The following is a 17025-nucleotide window of genomic DNA, read 5'->3' as shown; positions in this document are numbered from 1 at the left end:
GACAGGGTGTGGTGAACCGCGGCGTGCGGCTACGATGACCCGCACAAGGACGGGCGGCTTCGAAGAGCCGCTTCCACGGGCGGCGTCCGAGGGGCTGCCGGGGCGAGGAGGACGGGCCATGGTGCAGAAGGCCAAGATCCTCCTGGTCGATGACCGGCCGGAGAATCTGCTGGCGCTGGAGGCCATCCTCTCCGCGCTCGATCAGACGCTGGTGCGGGCATCGTCAGGGGAGGAAGCGCTCAAGGCACTGCTGACGGACGATTTCGCGGTCATTCTGCTGGACGTCCAGATGCCTGGGATGGACGGCTTCGAGACCGCCGCCCACATCAAGCGCAGGGAGCGTACGCGGGACATCCCGATCATCTTCCTCACGGCCATCAACCACGGCCCCCACCACACGTTCCGGGGCTATGCGGCCGGCGCGGTGGACTACATCTCCAAGCCGTTCGACCCGTGGGTGCTCCGCGCCAAGGTCTCGGTCTTCGTCGAGCTCTACATGAAGAACGTCCAGCTCCGTGAGCAGGCTTCGCTGCTGCGGCTGCAGTTGGAGAACGGCAGCGGTTCGGGACAGTTCTCGGAGGGCCAATCCGACGAGGCGGGCGAACCGCCCGGTCTGCTCTCCGAACTGTCGGCCCGCCTCGCTGCCGTCGAGGAGCAGGCGGAGGCGCTCTCGAGGCAGCTCGGCGACAACGCGGAGTCGGCCACTGTCGCGACGGCCGCGCACCTCGAGCGGAAGCTCTCCGGTCTTCGCCGTGCCCTCGACGCCCTCGAACCGGGTACGGGCGGCAGCGCCTCGGCGCAGGTCCCGTCGCAGAACTGACCGGATCTGACCGGGTCTCGCCTGGCCCGCAGCGTCCTCCTTCCGTAGCGGACTGGTTTTCGGCCCCTCGGGGCTGACCGCCTGTCATGGCCGCCCGTTCGTGCCTCGGACGCGCCGCGGCGGTAACCTCACCACCATGGCCTCTCGTACGTCAGGCACCGGAAAGGCAGCCGCCAAAGCTCCCGCGAAGAAGGCTGCCGCGAAAAGGCCGCCGGCGAAGAAGGCCACCGCCAAGAAGGCACCGGCCAAGAAGCCGGCAGCCAAGGCGAAAGCCAAGTCCGCTGCCAAGCCCGCCCCTTCGCCGACAGCGGGTGTCTACCGTCTGGTGCGCGCGTGCTGGCTCGGCGTCGCACATGCGGTCGGAGCGCTGTTCCGGGGCATAGGGCGCAGTACGAAGGCCCTGGACCCGGCACACCGCAAGGACGGGCTGGCCTTGCTGCTGCTGGGCATCGCGCTCGTCGTGGCGGCGGGCACGTGGTCGAACCTCAAAGGGCCCGTTGGTGAGCTGGTCAAGATGCTCATCACGGGGGCGTTCGGCCGTCTCGATCTGCTGGTGCCGATACTCCTGGGCGTGATCTCCGTACGGCTCATCCGCCACCCGGAGAAGCCGGAGGCCAACGGGCGTATCGTCGTGGGCCTTTCGGCGCTCGTCGTCGGCGGGCTGGGGCTCGTGCACATCGGGTGCGGAGCGCCGGGGCGCGGGGAGGGCCACGCGTCGATCCAGGACGCGGGCGGCCTGATCGGCTGGGCTGCCTCCCGGCCGCTGATCGAGGTGGTCGGCGAGGTGCTGGCCGTGCCGCTGCTGGTGCTGGTCGCGGTGTTCGGCCTGCTGGTGGTCACGGCCACGCCCGTGAACGCCATTCCGCGACGGCTGCGCGCCCTCGGGGTGCGGCTCGGGATCGTCCACGACCCGGAGTCCGCGGGGGAGTTCGAGGACGACGGGGAGTACGAGCGGCCTGCTCGCGGGGGACGGCCTCGCGCGCACAGCATGCGCAAGGACTACCTGGATCCGGCACATGCCGAGAAGGAGGCGCTCGACCGGCGCCGCTCGTCGAAGGGGCGGTCGAGGCGGGCCGGAGACGCCGGGGAACGGGAGAGCGATTCCGTCGATGTGGCGGCGGCTGCCGCGGCATCGCTGGACGGGGCGCTGCTGCACGGCGTCCAGCCTTCGCCGCTCGTCGCGGACCTGAGCAACGGCGTGTCCTCGGGCGAGCGCCGCCGGGCCGCGGAGGAGCGGGCGAGCTCCAAGGGGGCGGCCGCACCGCGGGAACCCGGCGAGGTCGAACACACGCCCGTACCCGATCTGACGAAGAAGCCGGTTCCGGAAGAGAAGACCGGCGGGCTGCCCTCCCGTGCGGAGCAGCTGCAGCTGTCCAACGACATCACCTACGCGCTGCCTTCACTCGATCTGCTGACGAGGGGCGGTCCCGGGCGTACGCGCAGTGCCGCCAACGACCGCGTCGTCGAGTCGCTGACGACGGTCTTCAGCGAGTTCAAGGTCGACGCGGCGGTAACGGGCTTCACCCGCGGTCCGACGGTGACGCGTTACGTCATCGAGCTCGGGCCCGCCGTGAAGGTCGAGAAGATCACGGCGCTGACGAAGAACATCGCGTACGCGGTGGCCAGCCCCGACGTGCGCATCATCAGCCCGATCCCCGGCAAGTCCGCCGTCGGCATCGAAATCCCCAACAGCGACCGCGAGATGGTCAACCTCGGCGACGTGCTGCGTTCGGCGGAGGCAGCGGGCGAGGAGCACCCCATGCTCGTCGGGCTGGGCAAGGACGTCGAGGGAGGCTACGTCTCGGCCGACCTGACGCGGATGCCGCACATGCTGATCGCCGGCGCGACGGGCTCCGGTAAGTCTTCCTGCATCAACTGCCTCATCACCTCGATTCTCGCCAGGGCCACGCCCGACGACGTGCGGATGGTCCTCGTCGACCCGAAGCGCGTGGAGCTGACGTCGTACGAGGGCATCCCGCACCTGATCACCCCGATCATCACCAATCCCAAGAAGGCGGCCGAAGCGCTGCAGTGGGTCGTGCGGGAGATGGACCTGCGCTACGACGACCTGGCCGCCTTCGGGTACCGCCACATCGACGACTTCAACGCGGCCGTCCGCAGCGGGAAGATCTCGGCGCCGGAGGGCAGCGAGCGGGAGCTGTCGCCTTACCCGTACCTCCTCGTCATCGTCGACGAGCTGGCGGACCTGATGATGGTGGCCCCTCGTGACGTCGAGGACGCGATCGTGCGGATCACGCAGCTCGCCCGGGCGGCGGGCATCCACCTGGTGCTGGCGACGCAGCGTCCTTCCGTCGACGTCGTCACCGGCCTCATCAAGGCCAACGTGCCCTCCAGGCTGGGCTTTTCGACGTCGTCCCTCGCGGACAGCCGCGTCATCCTCGACCAAGCGGGTGCCGAGAAACTCATCGGTAAGGGTGACGGCCTCTACCTCCCGATGGGCGCCAACAAGCCGGTGCGTATGCAGGGCGCCTACATCGACGAGGACGAGATCCACGCGGTCGTGGAGCACTGCAAGGCCCAGATGGCCCCGGTCTTCCGCGAGGACGTGACGGTCGGGCAGAGCAAGAAGAAGGAGATCGACGAGGAGATCGGCGACGACCTCGATCTGCTCTGCCAGGCGGCGGAACTCGTCGTCTCCACGCAGTTCGGCTCGACGTCGATGCTGCAGCGGAAGCTGCGGGTCGGCTTCGCCAAGGCCGGGCGGCTGATGGACCTGATGGAGTCGAGGGGCGTGGTCGGGCCCAGCGAGGGGTCCAAGGCGCGCGACGTGCTGATCAAACCTGACGAACTCGAGGGTGTGCTGGCCGTGATCCGCGGGGAACCTCACCCATAAGGACGAGTGAGGCAACCGTTTCCGTCGCGCGTACGTCAATTTGGAGACGGGAGCGGACGGAAGCGTTCAATGTCGGGAGGTACGACGATCCCGATGGCGTACAAACTTCGTCCGCCCGCTTGCCCCACTCTTTTGCTCCGCCCCTAGACTGAACGTCCAGCAGGTGGCTACACGCTCGAAAGGCGCCCCCGTGTCCATCGGCAACGCAGCGGAAGAGGACCGGCCATCAGTCGGTCAAGCCCTCCAACAAGCCCGTAACGACGCCCGACTGAGCATCGACGAAGTCAGCACGTCGACGAGAGTGCGCGTCCCCATCGTCCAGGCCATCGAAGCGGATGACTTCTCCCGGTGCGGCGGCGACGTCTACGCACGCGGACACATCCGCACGCTCGCCCGCGAGGTCGGACTGGATCCCCAGGAGCTCGTCGCGCAGTACGACGCCGAGCACGGCGGCCGTCCTCAGCCGACCGCGCCGGCAGCGCTCTTCGAGGCCGAGCGGATCCGTCCGGAACGGCGAAGGCCCAACTGGACCGTGGCCATGGTCACGGCCATCGTCATCGTGATCGGCTTCGTCGGTTTCACCCTGATCGGAGGCGAGGAACCGGCCACTCCGCCGGCCGCCGAGGAGACCCCCTCCTCGCAGCCCTCGCAGCCGGACAAGTCCTCCGAGTCGGCCGACCCGACCGATACGCCCCCGGCGGACCCCAAGCCGTCCGACAGCGCGATCGCCGCTGCCCCGGCGGACAAGGTGACCGTCCAGATGACGGCCGAGCAGAACGTGTGGATCTCCGCGGAGGACCACAACGGCCGGCTCGTACACGAAGGTGTGCTCCAGAAGGGGAAGAGCAAGACCTTCACCGACGACGAGCGCCTGAACCTCGTCCTCGGCAACGCCGGCGGCGTGAAGCTCTACGTCAACGGCAAGGAGGTCAAGGACGTGGGCGAGGACGGCCAGGTCCAGCGGGTCTCCTACACCCGGGGCGACCCCGAAGCAGGCTGAGCGCCGGTAGTTCCGGCCGCGAGTAAGTCCGAAGTCGCGCCGTCCGCCCCGTGGGGGAAGGCGGGACTTCGGACTTAACCGTTTCCGGGGCCCGGTGCGGTCTTCCCGCGAGGTCGCGGCGGGGGTCTGAGTGCAGCGTCACCTGCGGGCTGTGGCCACGACACGACGAAGTACGCTGAGTCCATGCCCGAACGCCGCACCGTCGCCCTTGTCACGCTTGGCTGCGCCCGGAACGAGGTCGACTCCGAAGAGCTCGCAGGCCGCCTCGCGGCGGACGGCTGGGACCTCGTCGAGGAAGCCGCCGAAGCAGACGTCGCCGTGGTCAACACCTGCGGCTTCGTCGAGGCCGCCAAGAAGGACTCCGTGGACGCACTGCTGGAGGCCAACGACCTGAAGTCCGGGGAAGGTTCCGAGGGGAACCGCACCCAGGCGGTCGTGGCTGTGGGCTGCATGGCCGAGCGGTACGGCAAGGAGCTGGCGGAGGCCCTTCCCGAAGCGGACGGCGTGCTCGGTTTCGACGACTACGCCGACATCTCCGACCGGCTGCAGACGATCCTCAGCGGCGGCGTCCACGCCCCGCACACTCCCCGGGACCGCCGCAAGCTGCTGCCCGTGAGCCCGGCGGAACGGCAGAGCGCCGGACCGGCCGTGGCCCTCCCCGGCCACGGGGCGGACGCGCAGGGCGCGTCCGCCGAGCCCGAGGACCTGCCCGACGGGCTTGCTCCCGCCTCGGGGCCGCGGGCTCCCCTGAGGCGCCGTCTGGACGGCAGTCCGGTCGCGTCCGTGAAGCTGGCGTCGGGGTGCGACAGGCGGTGCTCCTTCTGCGCCATCCCCTCCTTCCGCGGCTCGTTCATCTCGCGGCGGCCCTCCGACGTACTCGGTGAGACGCGGTGGCTGGCCGAGCAGGGTGTGCGGGAGGTGATGCTCGTATCGGAGAACAACACCTCCTACGGCAAGGACCTGGGCGACATCCGCCTGCTGGAGACGCTGCTGCCGGAGCTGGCCGCGGTCGACGGGATCGAGCGCGTCAGAGTCAGCTACCTGCAGCCGGCGGAGATGCGTCCCGGCCTGATCGACGTCCTGACCGGCACCGAGAAGGTGGCCCCGTACTTCGACCTGTCCTTCCAGCACTCCGCTCCGGGCGTGCTGCGCGCGATGCGCCGCTTCGGGGACACGGACCGCTTCCTGGAGCTGCTGGAGGCGATCCGCTCGAAGGCGCCGCAGGCGGGTGTCCGGTCGAACTTCATCGTCGGCTTCCCCGGCGAGAGCGAGGCGGACGTCGCGGAACTGGAGCGCTTCCTGAACGCGGCCCGGCTGGATGCCGTCGGCGTCTTCGGGTATTCCGACGAGGACGGGACGGAAGCCGCCGGATACGAGGAGAAGAACGATCCGGCAGTGGTGGCGGAGCGCCTGGAGCGGGTCTCCCGGCTCGCCGAGGAGCTGTCCGCGCAGCGAGCCGAGGAGCGCCTCGGTGAGACGGTGCGGGTCCTCGTGGAGTCCCTGGAGGACGAGGAGGGCGCCGAGGGCGTCTCGGTCCTGGGGAGGGCGGCGCACCAGGCGCCCGAGACGGACGGCAACGTGCTGCTGGACGTCGCCGCGCTGCCGGGACGGGAGTTCGTGATCGGAAGTATGGTCGAGGCCAAGGTGGTCGCCACCGAAGGCGTCGACCTTGTCGCCGAACCTCTGGGTGGTGCTGTCGAGGGAGGCGACGAGGGCGGCGGAAGCAGCGAGGAGGCAGCCACATGACAGGAATGCCTGCCTCCGCGTCGAGTGGTGGTGCGATGGCCCAGCCCCAGCCCAGACCTCAGCCAGCGGCCGGCGCTGTCGCCGCCGTCCGCAAAGTAAGCCTGTGGAACATCGCCAACATCCTCACGATGGTGCGGCTGCTGCTCGTGCCGGGCTTCGTGGTGCTGATGCTGGCGCAGGGCGGGCACGACCCGGCCTGGCGTTCGTTCGCCTGGGCGGCCTTCACCGTCGCGATGATCACGGATCTCTTCGACGGTGAGCTCGCCCGGCGGTACGACCTGGTCACCGACTTCGGCAAGATCGCCGACCCCATCGCCGACAAGGCGATCATGGGCACGGCCCTGGGGTGCCTGTCCGCGCTGGGTGATCTCTCCTGGTGGGTGACCGGAGTGATCCTCTTCCGGGAACTGGGCATCACGGCGATGCGTTTCTGGGTCATCCGGCACGGAGTGATTCCCGCCAGCCGCGGCGGCAAGCTGAAGACGCTCGCGCAGGGGGTGGCCGTGGGCATGTACGTGCTGGCCCTCACGGGACCGCTGGCCACGCTGCGCTGGTGGGTGATGGCGGTGGCGGTCGCGTTGACGGTCGTGACCGGTTTCGACTACGTGCGCCAGGCCGTCGTGCTGCGGCGGGCTGGGCGTGCCCGCGAGGGGTCGGCGGAGAACGAGGGAGGTGTTCGGTCGTGACGCAGGAGCGTGAAGAGGACTACTTCGACGTGTCCGCCGAGGTGCTCGACCTGCTGATCGAGCGGGGCGAGACCGTGGCCGTGGCCGAATCTCTGACCGGTGGCATGGTCGCCGCCGAGATCACGTCGGCACCCGGCTCGTCGCAGGCGTTCCTGGGGTCGGTCACCGCGTACGCGACTGACGTGAAGCAGGAACTCCTCGGAGTGGACGGTGACCTGCTGCAGGAGCGAGGTGCCGTGGACGCCGAGGTCGCCCGGCAGATGGCGCAGGGGGTGCGGAAGCTGCTGCGGTCCACCTGGGGCGTGGCCACGACCGGGGTCGCAGGCCCGGAACCGCAGGACGGGAACGAGGTCGGCACCGTCTACGTCGCCGTGGCAGGCCCGCGGGGTGCGGACGCCCGGCTGCTGCAGCTTGGCGGGAATCGCGCCACAATCCGCAAAGGCAGTGTGACGAACGCGCTGAAGCTGCTTAATGAGGAACTGACGGGGAAGATGCGGCCGAAGGATACGGAACAACACGGGGGGAATTGATGTTTGCAGCCCTGAGTGAACAAGACATCGCTCCCCGCACGGCTGGAGCCCGAGGCGGTACGGTGGAGCCTGAAGGATTCACACCCCCTGGGGTGGTGGGTATCAAGCTGTGGAAGACGCCGCGCGTTGAGAGGGAGGAGCACCGATGATTCTGCTCCGTCGCCTGCTGGGTGACGTGCTGCGTCGGCAGCGCCAGCGCCAGGGCAGGACCCTGCGCGAAGTCTCTTCATCTGCCCGGGTTTCGCTCGGGTATCTCTCCGAGGTCGAGCGCGGCCAGAAGGAAGCCTCTTCGGAGCTGCTGTCCTCGATCTGCGATGCGCTGGATGTGCGGATGTCCGAGCTCATGCGCGAGGTCAGCGACGAGCTGGCTCTGGCGGAGCTGGCCGAGTCCGCCGCGAGTGACACCGTGCCCGCGCCGATGCGTCGCCCTGTGCTGAACCCCGTCTCGGTGACCTCGGTCACAGGGGTTCCGGAAGAGCGCGTGACGATCAAGGCGCCTGCAGAGGCAGTGAACGTGGTCGCGGCCTGAGGGCCCGTACCGCCGACTGTTGTACTTCATCGAGGCCCCGCCGGGCTCCCGGCGGGGCCTCGCGCTGTGGTCGCGGTGTCGCGGAGTGTGCGCGAGCATGAGCACTATGCAGCCGTTCCCTGGTGTCCCGGAGGTGCGATGGCGGCGCTGAACGGTGGGCTGCCGGGCCGCGGCCGAAGCGTCCTTCCTGTGGTGCTGTGCGTGGTGTGGTGCTGCCTCGTGGCGTGGTGGCCCGAGGAGCATGCGGCACCAGGAACGGTCTTCGTCCTTCTCGGCTGGGGGCTGGGGCTGCTGCCCGTGCACGTCACGCTCCGGGGGCCGTGGTCCGGGCGGGGGAGGTGCGTCCGCCGCCCCGGACGGCGGGCGGTGAGGCGTTCCGGCCGCAGCAGAGCGGTGGGGCGGGTCGAGACGTACCGGGGAGGCGAGCAGCGGGCGCGCACGACGTACGGCGACCGCGGCCGGCCGGCAGACGGCCGGTACCGGGAGGATCGCCGGATCAGACCGTACGGGCGGCGCTGAGGCCGTCCGGCGGCTCAGCCGGGAGTACGCGTGCGGGGTCAGCGGCGGGTCCCTTGCTCGTCCCGGCGTGGGCCCGGCTGGCAGCGTGGGCAGTAGAAGACCGGACGGAGCCGGTCGGGCGGCCCGTGGGTGCCTGCGGCGACAGGCGTCCCGCAGCGGTGGCAGGGGCGGCGGGTCCGTCCGTAGACCCACACCGCCCGGTCGCGGTCGGCTCCTGACGGGGCACGCGTCGTACGGCGGGCGAGGCGGCCCTTGTTGTCATCCAGCAGGCGGTGCGCGGCGGCGAGAATGCGGCCCGGCAGATCCTCGGGAAGCTCGCCGACGGGAGTCCAGGGCGAGGTGCCCGCGAGGAAGCAGAGCTCGGCAGCGTAGACATTGCCGATCCCGGCCAGGTTGCGCTGGTCCAGCAGGGCCTCGACAAGCGGGCGGCCAGGGTCGGCGGTGAGGCGGTGCTCGGCCTCGGCCGCGTCCCAGTCGGGGCCGAGCAGGTCGGGCCCCAGATGGCCGACCGCTCCCGACTCCTCGTCGGTGGGCAGCAGTTCGAGGACGGGGAGGCGATATCCGGTGGCGGTGGTGGAGCCGGCGGTGAGCACCGCGCGGATCTGGTGCCAGGGCCCGCCCCCGCCCCGGGGGCGCCGCTGCGGGCTGCTCACCCTCCAGGAACCCTCCATGCCCAGGTGGGAGTGGACGGTGAAGCCGCCCTCGACGCGCATGAGGATGTGCTTTCCGCGGGGGACGACCTCGAGGAGGGTCCGTCCGCTGAGATCAGCGGTGGCGATCTTGGGGACACGGAAGTCCGTACGGGTCAGGGTGCGTCCGGCGAGCGCCTCATGGAGCTGGCGCGTGCTGTACCAGACGGTGTCTCCTTCGGGCATCGCACATCCTGCGGAAGTCGGGACGGAGGGTGGGCGCGGCGCATGGCGGACGGGCTCCCGCCGGCGCGTCGCCCCGCGGACGGCTTCTCCCGGCTAGCGGGCCCGGAGCCTGAGCCCTCGCGGGGTCGGGTGGAAGCCCGCGCTCTCCAGCATGGTGCCTATCGGGGAGGAGAGCGAAGGCGTCCCGTTCACACGCTCGACGGTGACCGTCCCCAGCGCGCCGTCCTGGGCCGCCCGTGCCAGAGCCTCGGCGGCCGTCGTCAGCGCAGGTGCGGCTCCGGGGTGGTTCTGGGCGTCCGCCGCTGTCTCCGTGGTGCCGCCCGCCTGGGAGCCGCCGGGCCAGGCGAGCAGCGTCTTCCCGCCGCGTTCCATGTAGAGCGTCAACTCCCCGTCGACGAGCACGACCACGGCGCCCGCCTTCCGCCCCGGCTTGTGCGTGGCCCCCTCGGGGGGCTCCGGCCACGGCAGCGCCGCGCCGTAGGCGTTCGCCGGGTCGGCGGCGGCCAGGACCACTGCCCGGAAGTGCTCTTCGCGTTCGCGTGCGGAGTGCACGGCGCGGAGACGATCGATGGCGCCGTCCATCGCGAACTGGGCCGCGCCCAGGCCCTCCACGACGTAGCCGCGGCGGGCCTGGCCGCTTTCCTCGAAGGCCGCGAGCACCCTGTACGCCGCCGAGAATCCGCCCTGCACGCCCTCCGCGGACACCGCTCCCCGCGTGACGATGCCGTGCCGGTCGAGGAGCGTGCGGGCCAGCGCGTGCGCGCGATGCGTCGCGTCCAGCTCGGGGACAGGCAGCAGGGACCAGCGGCCCGCCACCGTCGGCGGGCCGTTGCGCGAGGCGGTCGGACGGTTCGTGCCGCTGCGGGTCGCTGCCGCCGTCAGGGAGCCGTAACGGCCGCGGGGGGCGGCCCGCTTGGCGCGGTGTGCCGTGGCTCCCGCCGTACGGCCCGAGCCCAGCAGGGCACGCAGGGGAGCGAGGGAGTCGTTGCCGACGTGGCCGTACCAGGCCAGGTCCCACAGCGCGTCGGCCAGTTGGGGGTCCGTCGCCTCCGGAACCGCCGTCGCGCGGACCTGGTCGGCGACCTGACGGAAGAACAGGCCGTAGCCAGGCGCGAGGGCGTCGAGCACCGACTGGTGAAGCGGAGTCAACTCCAGCGGCAGCGGCGGCGGGAGCAGCAGAGGAGCGTTGTCGGCCGGGTAGAGGGAGATCCAGCCGTCCTTGCCCGGCAGGGAGCCGGCACCCGCCCAGATCACCTCGCCGGTGGTGGTGAGTTCGTCCAGCATGGCCGGTGCGTAGTCGCGGACGCGGCCGGGCAGCACCAGCTTCTCCAGGGCCGACGCGGGCACCGGCGCGCCCTGCAACTGCTCGATCGTGCGCAGCAGTCCGTCGACTCCCCGCACCCTGCCGGAACCCAGGTGCTGCCACTGGGGGAGGAAAGCGGCGAGCGCGGGTGCCGGAACCGGCTCCAGCTCCTGCCGCAGCGAAGCCAGCGAACGGCGGCGCAGGCGGCGGAGGACGTTCGCGTCGCACCACTCCTGGCCGATCCCCGCCGGGTGGAACTCGCCCTGGACGAGGCGCCCGCTCGCCGCGAGGCGGTGCAGCGCGCCCTCCGCCACGGCGGCGCCGAGCCCGAAGCGGGCGGCCGCGTCGGCCGAGATGAACGGGCCGTGGGTGCGGGCGTAGCGGGCGAGGAGATCGCCGAGGGGGTCGGGCACCGGCTCCGTGAAAGCCTCCGGGACCCCGACGGGCAGTGCCACGCCCAGTGCGTCCCGCAGCCGGCCGGCGTCCTCGACGGCCGCGAAGTGCTGCTCGCCGGCGATCCGTACGCGGATGGCACGCCTGGCGGACTCCAGATCGGCGGCCCACTGCGGATCGGCACCACGCTCTCGCAGCTCCGCCGTCGTCAGGGGCCCGAGCAGCCGGAGCAGGTCGGCGACGCCTTCGGCGTCCTTGACGCGGCGGTCCTCGGCGAGCCACTGCAGCTCCTGCTCCAGCTCGGCGAGCACCTCCGCGTCGAGCAGCTCCCGCAGCTCGGCCTGGCCGAGCAGTTCGGAGAGCAGTCGCGAGTCGAGGGACAGTGCGGCTGCACGGCGCTCCGCGAGCGGCGAGTCGCCCTCGTACAGGTACTGCGCGACGTAGCCGAACAGCAGGGAGCGCGCGAAGGGTGACGGGTCGTTCGTCGTGACCTCGACGACGCGGACCCGGCGGGACTCGATGTCGCCCATCAGCTCGGAGAGCCCCGGCACGTCGAAGACGTCCTGCAAGCACTCCCGCACGGCCTCCAGCACGATGGGGAAGGACCCGAACTCGGAGGCCACTTGCAGGAGTTGGGCCGCCCTCTGGCGCTGCTGCCACAGCGGCGTGCGCTTGCCCGGACTGCGGCGCGGCAGGAGCAGCGCACGCGCGGCGCACTCGCGGAAGCGCGCCGCGAACAAGGCGGAGCCGCCGACCTGGTCGGTGACGATCTGCTCGACGTCGCCCTTGTCGAAGAGCACGTCGGAGACGCCGACAGGCGCCTCGCCGGAGTCGAAGCCCGCGTCCCCGCCGCCCCCGGAGGCCTCGTCCAGCAGGTCGAGCCCCATCAGGTCGGCGTCCGGGAGCCGCAGGACCAGGCCGTCGTCGGCGTGCATGACCTGCGCGTCCATGCCGTAGCGCTCGGTCAGGCGGGCACCGAGGGCGAGAGCCCAGGGTGCGTGCACCTGTGCGCCGAACGGCGAGTGCACGACGATGCGCCAGTCGCCCAGCTCGTCGCGGAAGCGCTCCACCACGATCGTGCGGTCGTCCGGCAGGTGGCCGCAGGCCTCGCGCTGCTCGGCGAGGTACGTGAGGAGGTTGGTGACGGCCAGCTGGTCGAGCCCGGCGGTGGCGAGCCGCTCCTGGGCGGTCTCCGCGGGCAGGGACCCCACCTCCCGCAGGAATGCGCCGAGCGCCCTGCCGAGTTCGAGGGGCCGGCCCAGCTGGTCGCCCTTCCAGAAGGGCAGCCGGCCGGGGACGCCCGGGGCGGGGGAGACCAGCACGCGGTCGCGGGTGATGTCCTCGATCCGCCAGGACGTGGTGCCCAGGGTGAAGACGTCGCCCACCCGGGACTCGTAGACCATCTCCTCGTCGAGCTCGCCGACACGGCCTCCGCCCTTCTTCGGGTCGGAGCCGGCGAGGAAGACGCCGAACAGGCCGCGGTCGGGAATGGTGCCGCCCGAGGTGACCGCCAGCCGCTGGGCACCGGGCCGGGCGGTGACGGTCTGCGCCACGCGGTCCCACACCAGCCGGGGGCGGAGCTCGGCGAAGGCGTCGGAGGGGTAGCGGCCCGCCAGCATGTCCAGCACGGCGTGGAAAGCCGACTCCGGCAGCGAGGAGAAGGGAGCTGCGCGGCGGACGAGCAGCAGCAGCTCCTCCACGTCCCAGGTGTCCACCGAGACCATCGCGACCAGCTGCTGCGCCAGCACGTCCAGCGGGTTGGACGGGACGCGCAGCGCCTCGATCGCGCCCTCGCGCATCCGCTCGGTGACGACCGCGGACTGGACGAGGTCGCCGCGGTACTTGGGGAAGACGACACCGGCCGACACGGCGCCCACCTGGTGCCCGGCACGGCCCACCCGCTGAAGCCCGGACGCGACGGACGGCGGTGACTCGACCTGCACCACCAGGTCGACCGCGCCCATGTCGATGCCCAGCTCCAGGCTGGACGTGGCTACCACCGCCGGCAGCCGGCCCGACTTCAGCTCCTCCTCCACCTGGGCCCGCTGGTCCTTCGAGACGGAGCCGTGGTGGGCGCGCGCGAGGAGCGGCGGCGCGCCCTTGGCCGACCCCGACTCGGCCATCACCTCCGCCGGAGTGTGGTGCTCCGGCATGGCCTCGCCCGTCGCGCGTTCGTAGGCGATCTCGTTGAGCCTGTTGCACAGACGCTCGGCGAGGCGGCGGGAGTTCGCGAACACGATGGTGGAGCGGTGAGCCTGCACCAGATCGGTGATCCGCTCCTCGACGGACGGCCAGATGGAGGGCTTCGCGCCGGCCGCCGGGCCGCTGCCGTCCGTGCCGCTGTCCTGCACGGGAGATCCGGCCAGCTCGCCCATGTCCTCGACCGGGACGACGACCGACAGGTCGAACTCCTTGCCGGACGGGGGCTGTACGACGGCGGCCTTGCGCTGCGGTGAGAGGAAGCGGGCGACCTCGTCCACGGGGCGCACCGTCGCGGACAGGCCGATCCGCCGGGCGGGGCGCTCCAGCAGATGGTCCAGCCGCTCCAGGGACAGGGCGAGGTGAGCGCCGCGCTTGGTGCCCGCGACCGCGTGCACCTCGTCGAGGATGACCGTCTCCACACCGGAGAGGGCCTCCCGGGCGGCCGAGGTGAGCATCAGGAACAGCGACTCGGGCGTCGTGATCAGGATGTCAGGAGGGCGCCGGGCGAGGGAGCGCCGCTCTGCGGCGGGGGTGTCCCCGGAGCGGATGCCGACCGTGATGTCCGGTTCGGGCAGGCCGAGCCGCAGGGATTCCTGGCGGATGCCTGTCAGCGGGCTGCGGAGATTGCGCTCCACGTCCACCGCCAGAGCCTTCAGCGGCGAGACGTACAGCACGCGGCAGCGCTTGAGGGGGTCCGCGGGCGGCGGCGAGGAGGCCAGCGCGTCCAGGGACGCGAGGAAGGCGGCAAGGGTCTTGCCCGATCCGGTGGGGGCCACGACGAGGGCGTCCGACTCCTCGGCGATGGCCCTCCAGGCACCCGCCTGCGCGGCAGTGGGCTCGCGGAAGGCCCCCGCGAACCACGCCCGGGTCGCGGGGGAGAAGACGTCGAGCGCCGCAGCCGGCGTGGACTGACCCATGCCGTCCATCGTGCACCCGGCCACCGACATCGCCATGCCGCGGCGCTGATCGGGCGGACCCGGCGGGGACCGCAGGGGCGCCCCGGACGCAGAATGAGGGAGTGGAGGGTGAGAGCGCACGGCACTGGCGGCATCCGGCTCTGCCGGAGGTCGATCTGCTGCGCGCCCGCTATTCGCGCAAGACGTTCGCCCGGCACACCCACGACTCCTACGTCCTCGGGGCCATAGCGGAAGGCGTCGAGGTCTTCACGCTCCGGGGAACGCAGCACCGGGCAGGGCCCGGCGGTCTCGCGCTGATCAACCCCGGGGACCCGCACTCCGCCCACGAGGGCGGGCCGGAGGGGTGGCGCTACCACGTGCTCTACGCGGCCCCCGGACTGGTCGCGCGCATCGCGGCCGAGACCACGTCGCTGCGGGGCACACCGGGCTTCGCCGCCGCGGCAGTGGACGACCCGCAGTCCGCGGCACTGATCGCGCATGTGGTCGGGGCGGCCGAGGCCGGCCAGGCTCTCGCTGCGGACAGCCTGATGCGCAGCACCGTCGCACGGCTGCTGCGGCTTCACGGCGGACCGCTTCCCGCGCGCGCTGTACGCACGGCGGGTGCGCGGACAGCTGAACGCGCCCGCGCCGTCCTGGAGGAGCGCATGGCGCGGCCCCCGACCCTGAAAGCCCTGGCCGACGAGCTGGGCACCAGCACCTTCGCACTGCTCCGCGCGTACCGCGAGCGGTACGGCATGCCGCCGCACGCCTGGCTCACGGATGCCCGCGTGCGCAGGGCGATGGCTCTGCTCGAAGCCGGCACGCCGCCCGCGGAGACCGCTGCCGCCGTGGGGTTCACCGACCAGTCCCATCTGAACCGTCACTTCGGACGCATCGTGGGCGTACCGCCGGGTGCGTACCAGCGGGAGCGCCTTGGGGCGCCTGGGACGCCCTCTCTTCGGGCAGGGCGGGCCGCCGGTCCTGAACGCGTCCGCACCGAGCAGCGGGCCGCCCGCTGTCGCTGAGCGCAAGAACGTACAAGAAGCAGATTCGCCGCTCGCCTAGCGTGGCGGTGTGCGTGAACAGAGAGATCTTCCAGAAGGCCGTGGCCCTGACGCGGCGGGCGGCCCTTCCGGACCGGCACCCGGGCCAGGCGATGACCGTCCTGGACCGGCATCCGGAAGCGGCGACGACCGTGCAGTGGTACGGGACGCCCTGGGCGTCGGTGTCGCAGCGGGACTGTCCGGTTTCGCCTTCGGGGTGACCGCGGTCGGAGCCGGACTGGAGCTGTGGCAGAGCTGCGCGCTGAGCCTCTTCGTCTTCACCGGGGCGTCGCAGTTCGCGCTGGTGGGGGCGCTCGCGGCGGGAGGCGCACCGCTCACCGCCGCGGCGGGCGCCTTCTTCCTGGGCGTACGCAACACCTTCTACGGGCTGCGGCTGGCCACCCTGCTGCGGGTGCCGGGTCCCGTACGTCCCTTCGCGGCTCACATGGTGATCGACGAGACCGCCGCGGTGGCGCTCGCACAGCGCGACCGGCGAAGTGCCCGCATCGGGTTCACGGTGACGGGCGTGACGGTCTTCCTGCTGTGGAACCTCACGACGTTGCTGGGCGCCGTGGGGGCGGACGCACTGGGTGACACGAAGACGTGGGGGCTGGACGCGGCCGGACCCGCCGTCTTCCTCGCGCTTCTGGCCCCGATGCTCCGCGGTACCGCAGAACGTGCGACCGCCGGGCTCGCGGTCGTCGTGGGGCTCGGCCTGCTCCCCGTACTGCCTGCGGGAGTGCCCGTACTGCTCGCGGCGCTGGCCGCGCCAGTGGTCCTGCTGCTGCGCGGACAGTTCCACGCACGGGGACGCACTGGCCGTGACGCGACAGAGCCGGCAGACGCCGGTCATACGGAGCGGGACGCCGTGCCGGGGGCGGGCCGTGGAGAGGACGGGTCATGAACGTGTGGATCGCGATCGCCGCCACCGCTCTGGGCTGCTACGCGGCCAAGCTGCTCGGGCTCTCCGTTCCTCAGGGCGTACTGGAGCGGCCCGTCGTCAAGCGGCTGGTGACGCTGCTTCCGGTGGCACTGCTCGCTGCGCTCACCGCGCAGCAGACGTTCAGCGAGGGCGGCTCCCTGACGCTGGACGCGAGGGCTGCCGGGATCGCGGCCGCAGCCGTGGCACTGCTGGTGCGGGCGCCCTTCCTCGTGGTGATCGCCGTGGCGGTACTGGTGACCGCGGGGGTACGGGTTCTGGGCTGAGGCGCCGGAGTCCCGCAGTGATTCCGGGCGCCCAGGCGCTCGGTCGCGCGAACGCGCCTCGATGTGCGCCCGTGCTGCTGCCGGGGGTCGTGAGCGTGCCGTGACGAGTGCGCCGGATGGCGGCCGAGCCGGAGCTGGATACTGGGCCCATGCGGTTGACGGATTTCTGGCAGCGGATGGCGGACCACTTCGGCGAGGGCTACGCCGACTCCTTCGCCCGCGACCACGTGATGTCCGAACTCGGCGGCCGTACGGTCTCCGAGGCCCTGGACGCCGGCTGGGACGCGAAGGAGATCTGGCGCACGGTGTGCGCCGTCATGGACGTGCCCGCAGAGAAGAGATGAGCCGGCGGCGGTGCTGCTGCTCCGTGGTGCGGTCCCGTCCCGGCCGTTTCTGAGCAGCCGTTATGTGCAGGCCTTTCCG

General features: G+C 71.6%; 13 protein-coding genes. 11 read left to right on the top strand and 2 right to left on the bottom strand.

Going from position 1 to position 17025, the window contains the following annotated elements; genetic code table 11:
* Positions 1 to 118 precede the first annotated feature (118 nt).
* From IEY56_RS25175 to IEY56_RS25145, 7 genes are all read left to right on the top strand, one after another.
* The gene (locus tag IEY56_RS25175; protein WP_189039565.1) at positions 119 to 820 is read left to right on the top strand and encodes a response regulator; all 702 of its coding nucleotides are present in this window, start codon (positions 119 to 121) and stop codon (positions 818 to 820) included.
* 136 nt (positions 821 to 956) lie between these two features.
* The gene (locus tag IEY56_RS25170; RefSeq protein WP_189039564.1) at positions 957 to 3674 is read left to right on the top strand and encodes a DNA translocase FtsK; all 2718 of its coding nucleotides are present in this window, start codon (positions 957 to 959) and stop codon (positions 3672 to 3674) included.
* Positions 3675 to 3864: 190 nt separating this feature from the next.
* Positions 3865 to 4674 (top strand): helix-turn-helix domain-containing protein, encoded by an 810-nt coding sequence (locus tag IEY56_RS25165; protein WP_189039563.1) that lies wholly within the window; start codon positions 3865 to 3867, stop codon positions 4672 to 4674.
* Positions 4675 to 4857: 183 nt separating this feature from the next.
* Positions 4858 to 6420 (top strand): 30S ribosomal protein S12 methylthiotransferase RimO, encoded by a 1563-nt coding sequence (gene rimO / locus IEY56_RS25160; RefSeq protein WP_189039562.1) that lies wholly within the window; start codon positions 4858 to 4860, stop codon positions 6418 to 6420.
* Complete coding sequence (gene pgsA / locus IEY56_RS25155; protein WP_189039561.1) at positions 6417 to 7106, top strand: CDP-diacylglycerol--glycerol-3-phosphate 3-phosphatidyltransferase; 690 nt, start codon at positions 6417 to 6419, stop codon at positions 7104 to 7106. Before rimO ends, pgsA begins: the two co-directional genes overlap by 4 nt.
* Positions 7103 to 7636, top strand: coding sequence for a CinA family protein (locus tag IEY56_RS25150; protein WP_229712183.1), 534 nt, complete (start codon positions 7103 to 7105; stop codon positions 7634 to 7636). The genes pgsA and IEY56_RS25150 overlap by 4 nt, the downstream gene beginning before the upstream one ends.
* Positions 7637 to 7781: 145 nt before the next feature.
* Positions 7782 to 8165 carry a helix-turn-helix domain-containing protein gene (locus tag IEY56_RS25145; protein ID WP_045866250.1) on the top strand — a complete coding sequence of 128 codons (384 nt, stop codon included), beginning with the start codon at positions 7782 to 7784 and terminating at the stop codon, positions 8163 to 8165.
* Positions 8166 to 8722: 557 nt separating this feature from the next.
* Here IEY56_RS25145 and IEY56_RS25140 read toward each other — a convergent pair.
* Positions 8723 to 9559 carry an Fpg/Nei family DNA glycosylase gene (locus IEY56_RS25140; RefSeq protein WP_189039560.1) on the bottom strand — a complete coding sequence of 279 codons (837 nt, stop codon included), beginning with the start codon at positions 9557 to 9559 and terminating at the stop codon, positions 8723 to 8725.
* 93 nt (positions 9560 to 9652) lie between these two features.
* Entirely contained in the window at positions 9653 to 14374 is a 4722-nt protein-coding gene (locus IEY56_RS25135) for an ATP-dependent helicase (protein ID WP_373292184.1), read from the bottom strand.
* 101 nt (positions 14375 to 14475) lie between these two features.
* Between IEY56_RS25135 and IEY56_RS25130 the strand changes: the two genes are divergently transcribed.
* The 4 genes from IEY56_RS25130 to IEY56_RS25115 all read left to right on the top strand — a co-directional run bounded on the left by IEY56_RS25130 (position 14476) and on the right by IEY56_RS25115 (position 16946).
* Positions 14476 to 15378 (top strand): AraC family transcriptional regulator, encoded by a 903-nt coding sequence (locus IEY56_RS25130; protein ID WP_189039559.1) that lies wholly within the window; start codon positions 14476 to 14478, stop codon positions 15376 to 15378.
* 49 nt (positions 15379 to 15427) lie between these two features.
* Positions 15428 to 16300, top strand: coding sequence for an AzlC family ABC transporter permease (locus IEY56_RS25125; RefSeq protein WP_189039558.1), 873 nt, complete (start codon positions 15428 to 15430; stop codon positions 16298 to 16300).
* Complete coding sequence (locus IEY56_RS25120; protein WP_189039557.1) at positions 16297 to 16602, top strand: AzlD domain-containing protein; 306 nt, start codon at positions 16297 to 16299, stop codon at positions 16600 to 16602. Before IEY56_RS25125 ends, IEY56_RS25120 begins: the two co-directional genes overlap by 4 nt.
* A 149-nt stretch (positions 16603 to 16751) precedes the next feature.
* The gene (locus tag IEY56_RS25115; RefSeq protein WP_189039556.1) at positions 16752 to 16946 is read left to right on the top strand and encodes a DUF3046 domain-containing protein; all 195 of its coding nucleotides are present in this window, start codon (positions 16752 to 16754) and stop codon (positions 16944 to 16946) included.
* Positions 16947 to 17025: the final 79 nt, after the last annotated feature.

The sequence above is a fragment of the Streptomyces daqingensis genome (assembly GCF_014645895.1).
Taxonomy (GTDB): domain Bacteria; phylum Actinomycetota; class Actinomycetes; order Streptomycetales; family Streptomycetaceae; genus Streptomyces; species Streptomyces daqingensis.
This window is presented reverse-complemented; position numbering and strand designations above follow the sequence as displayed.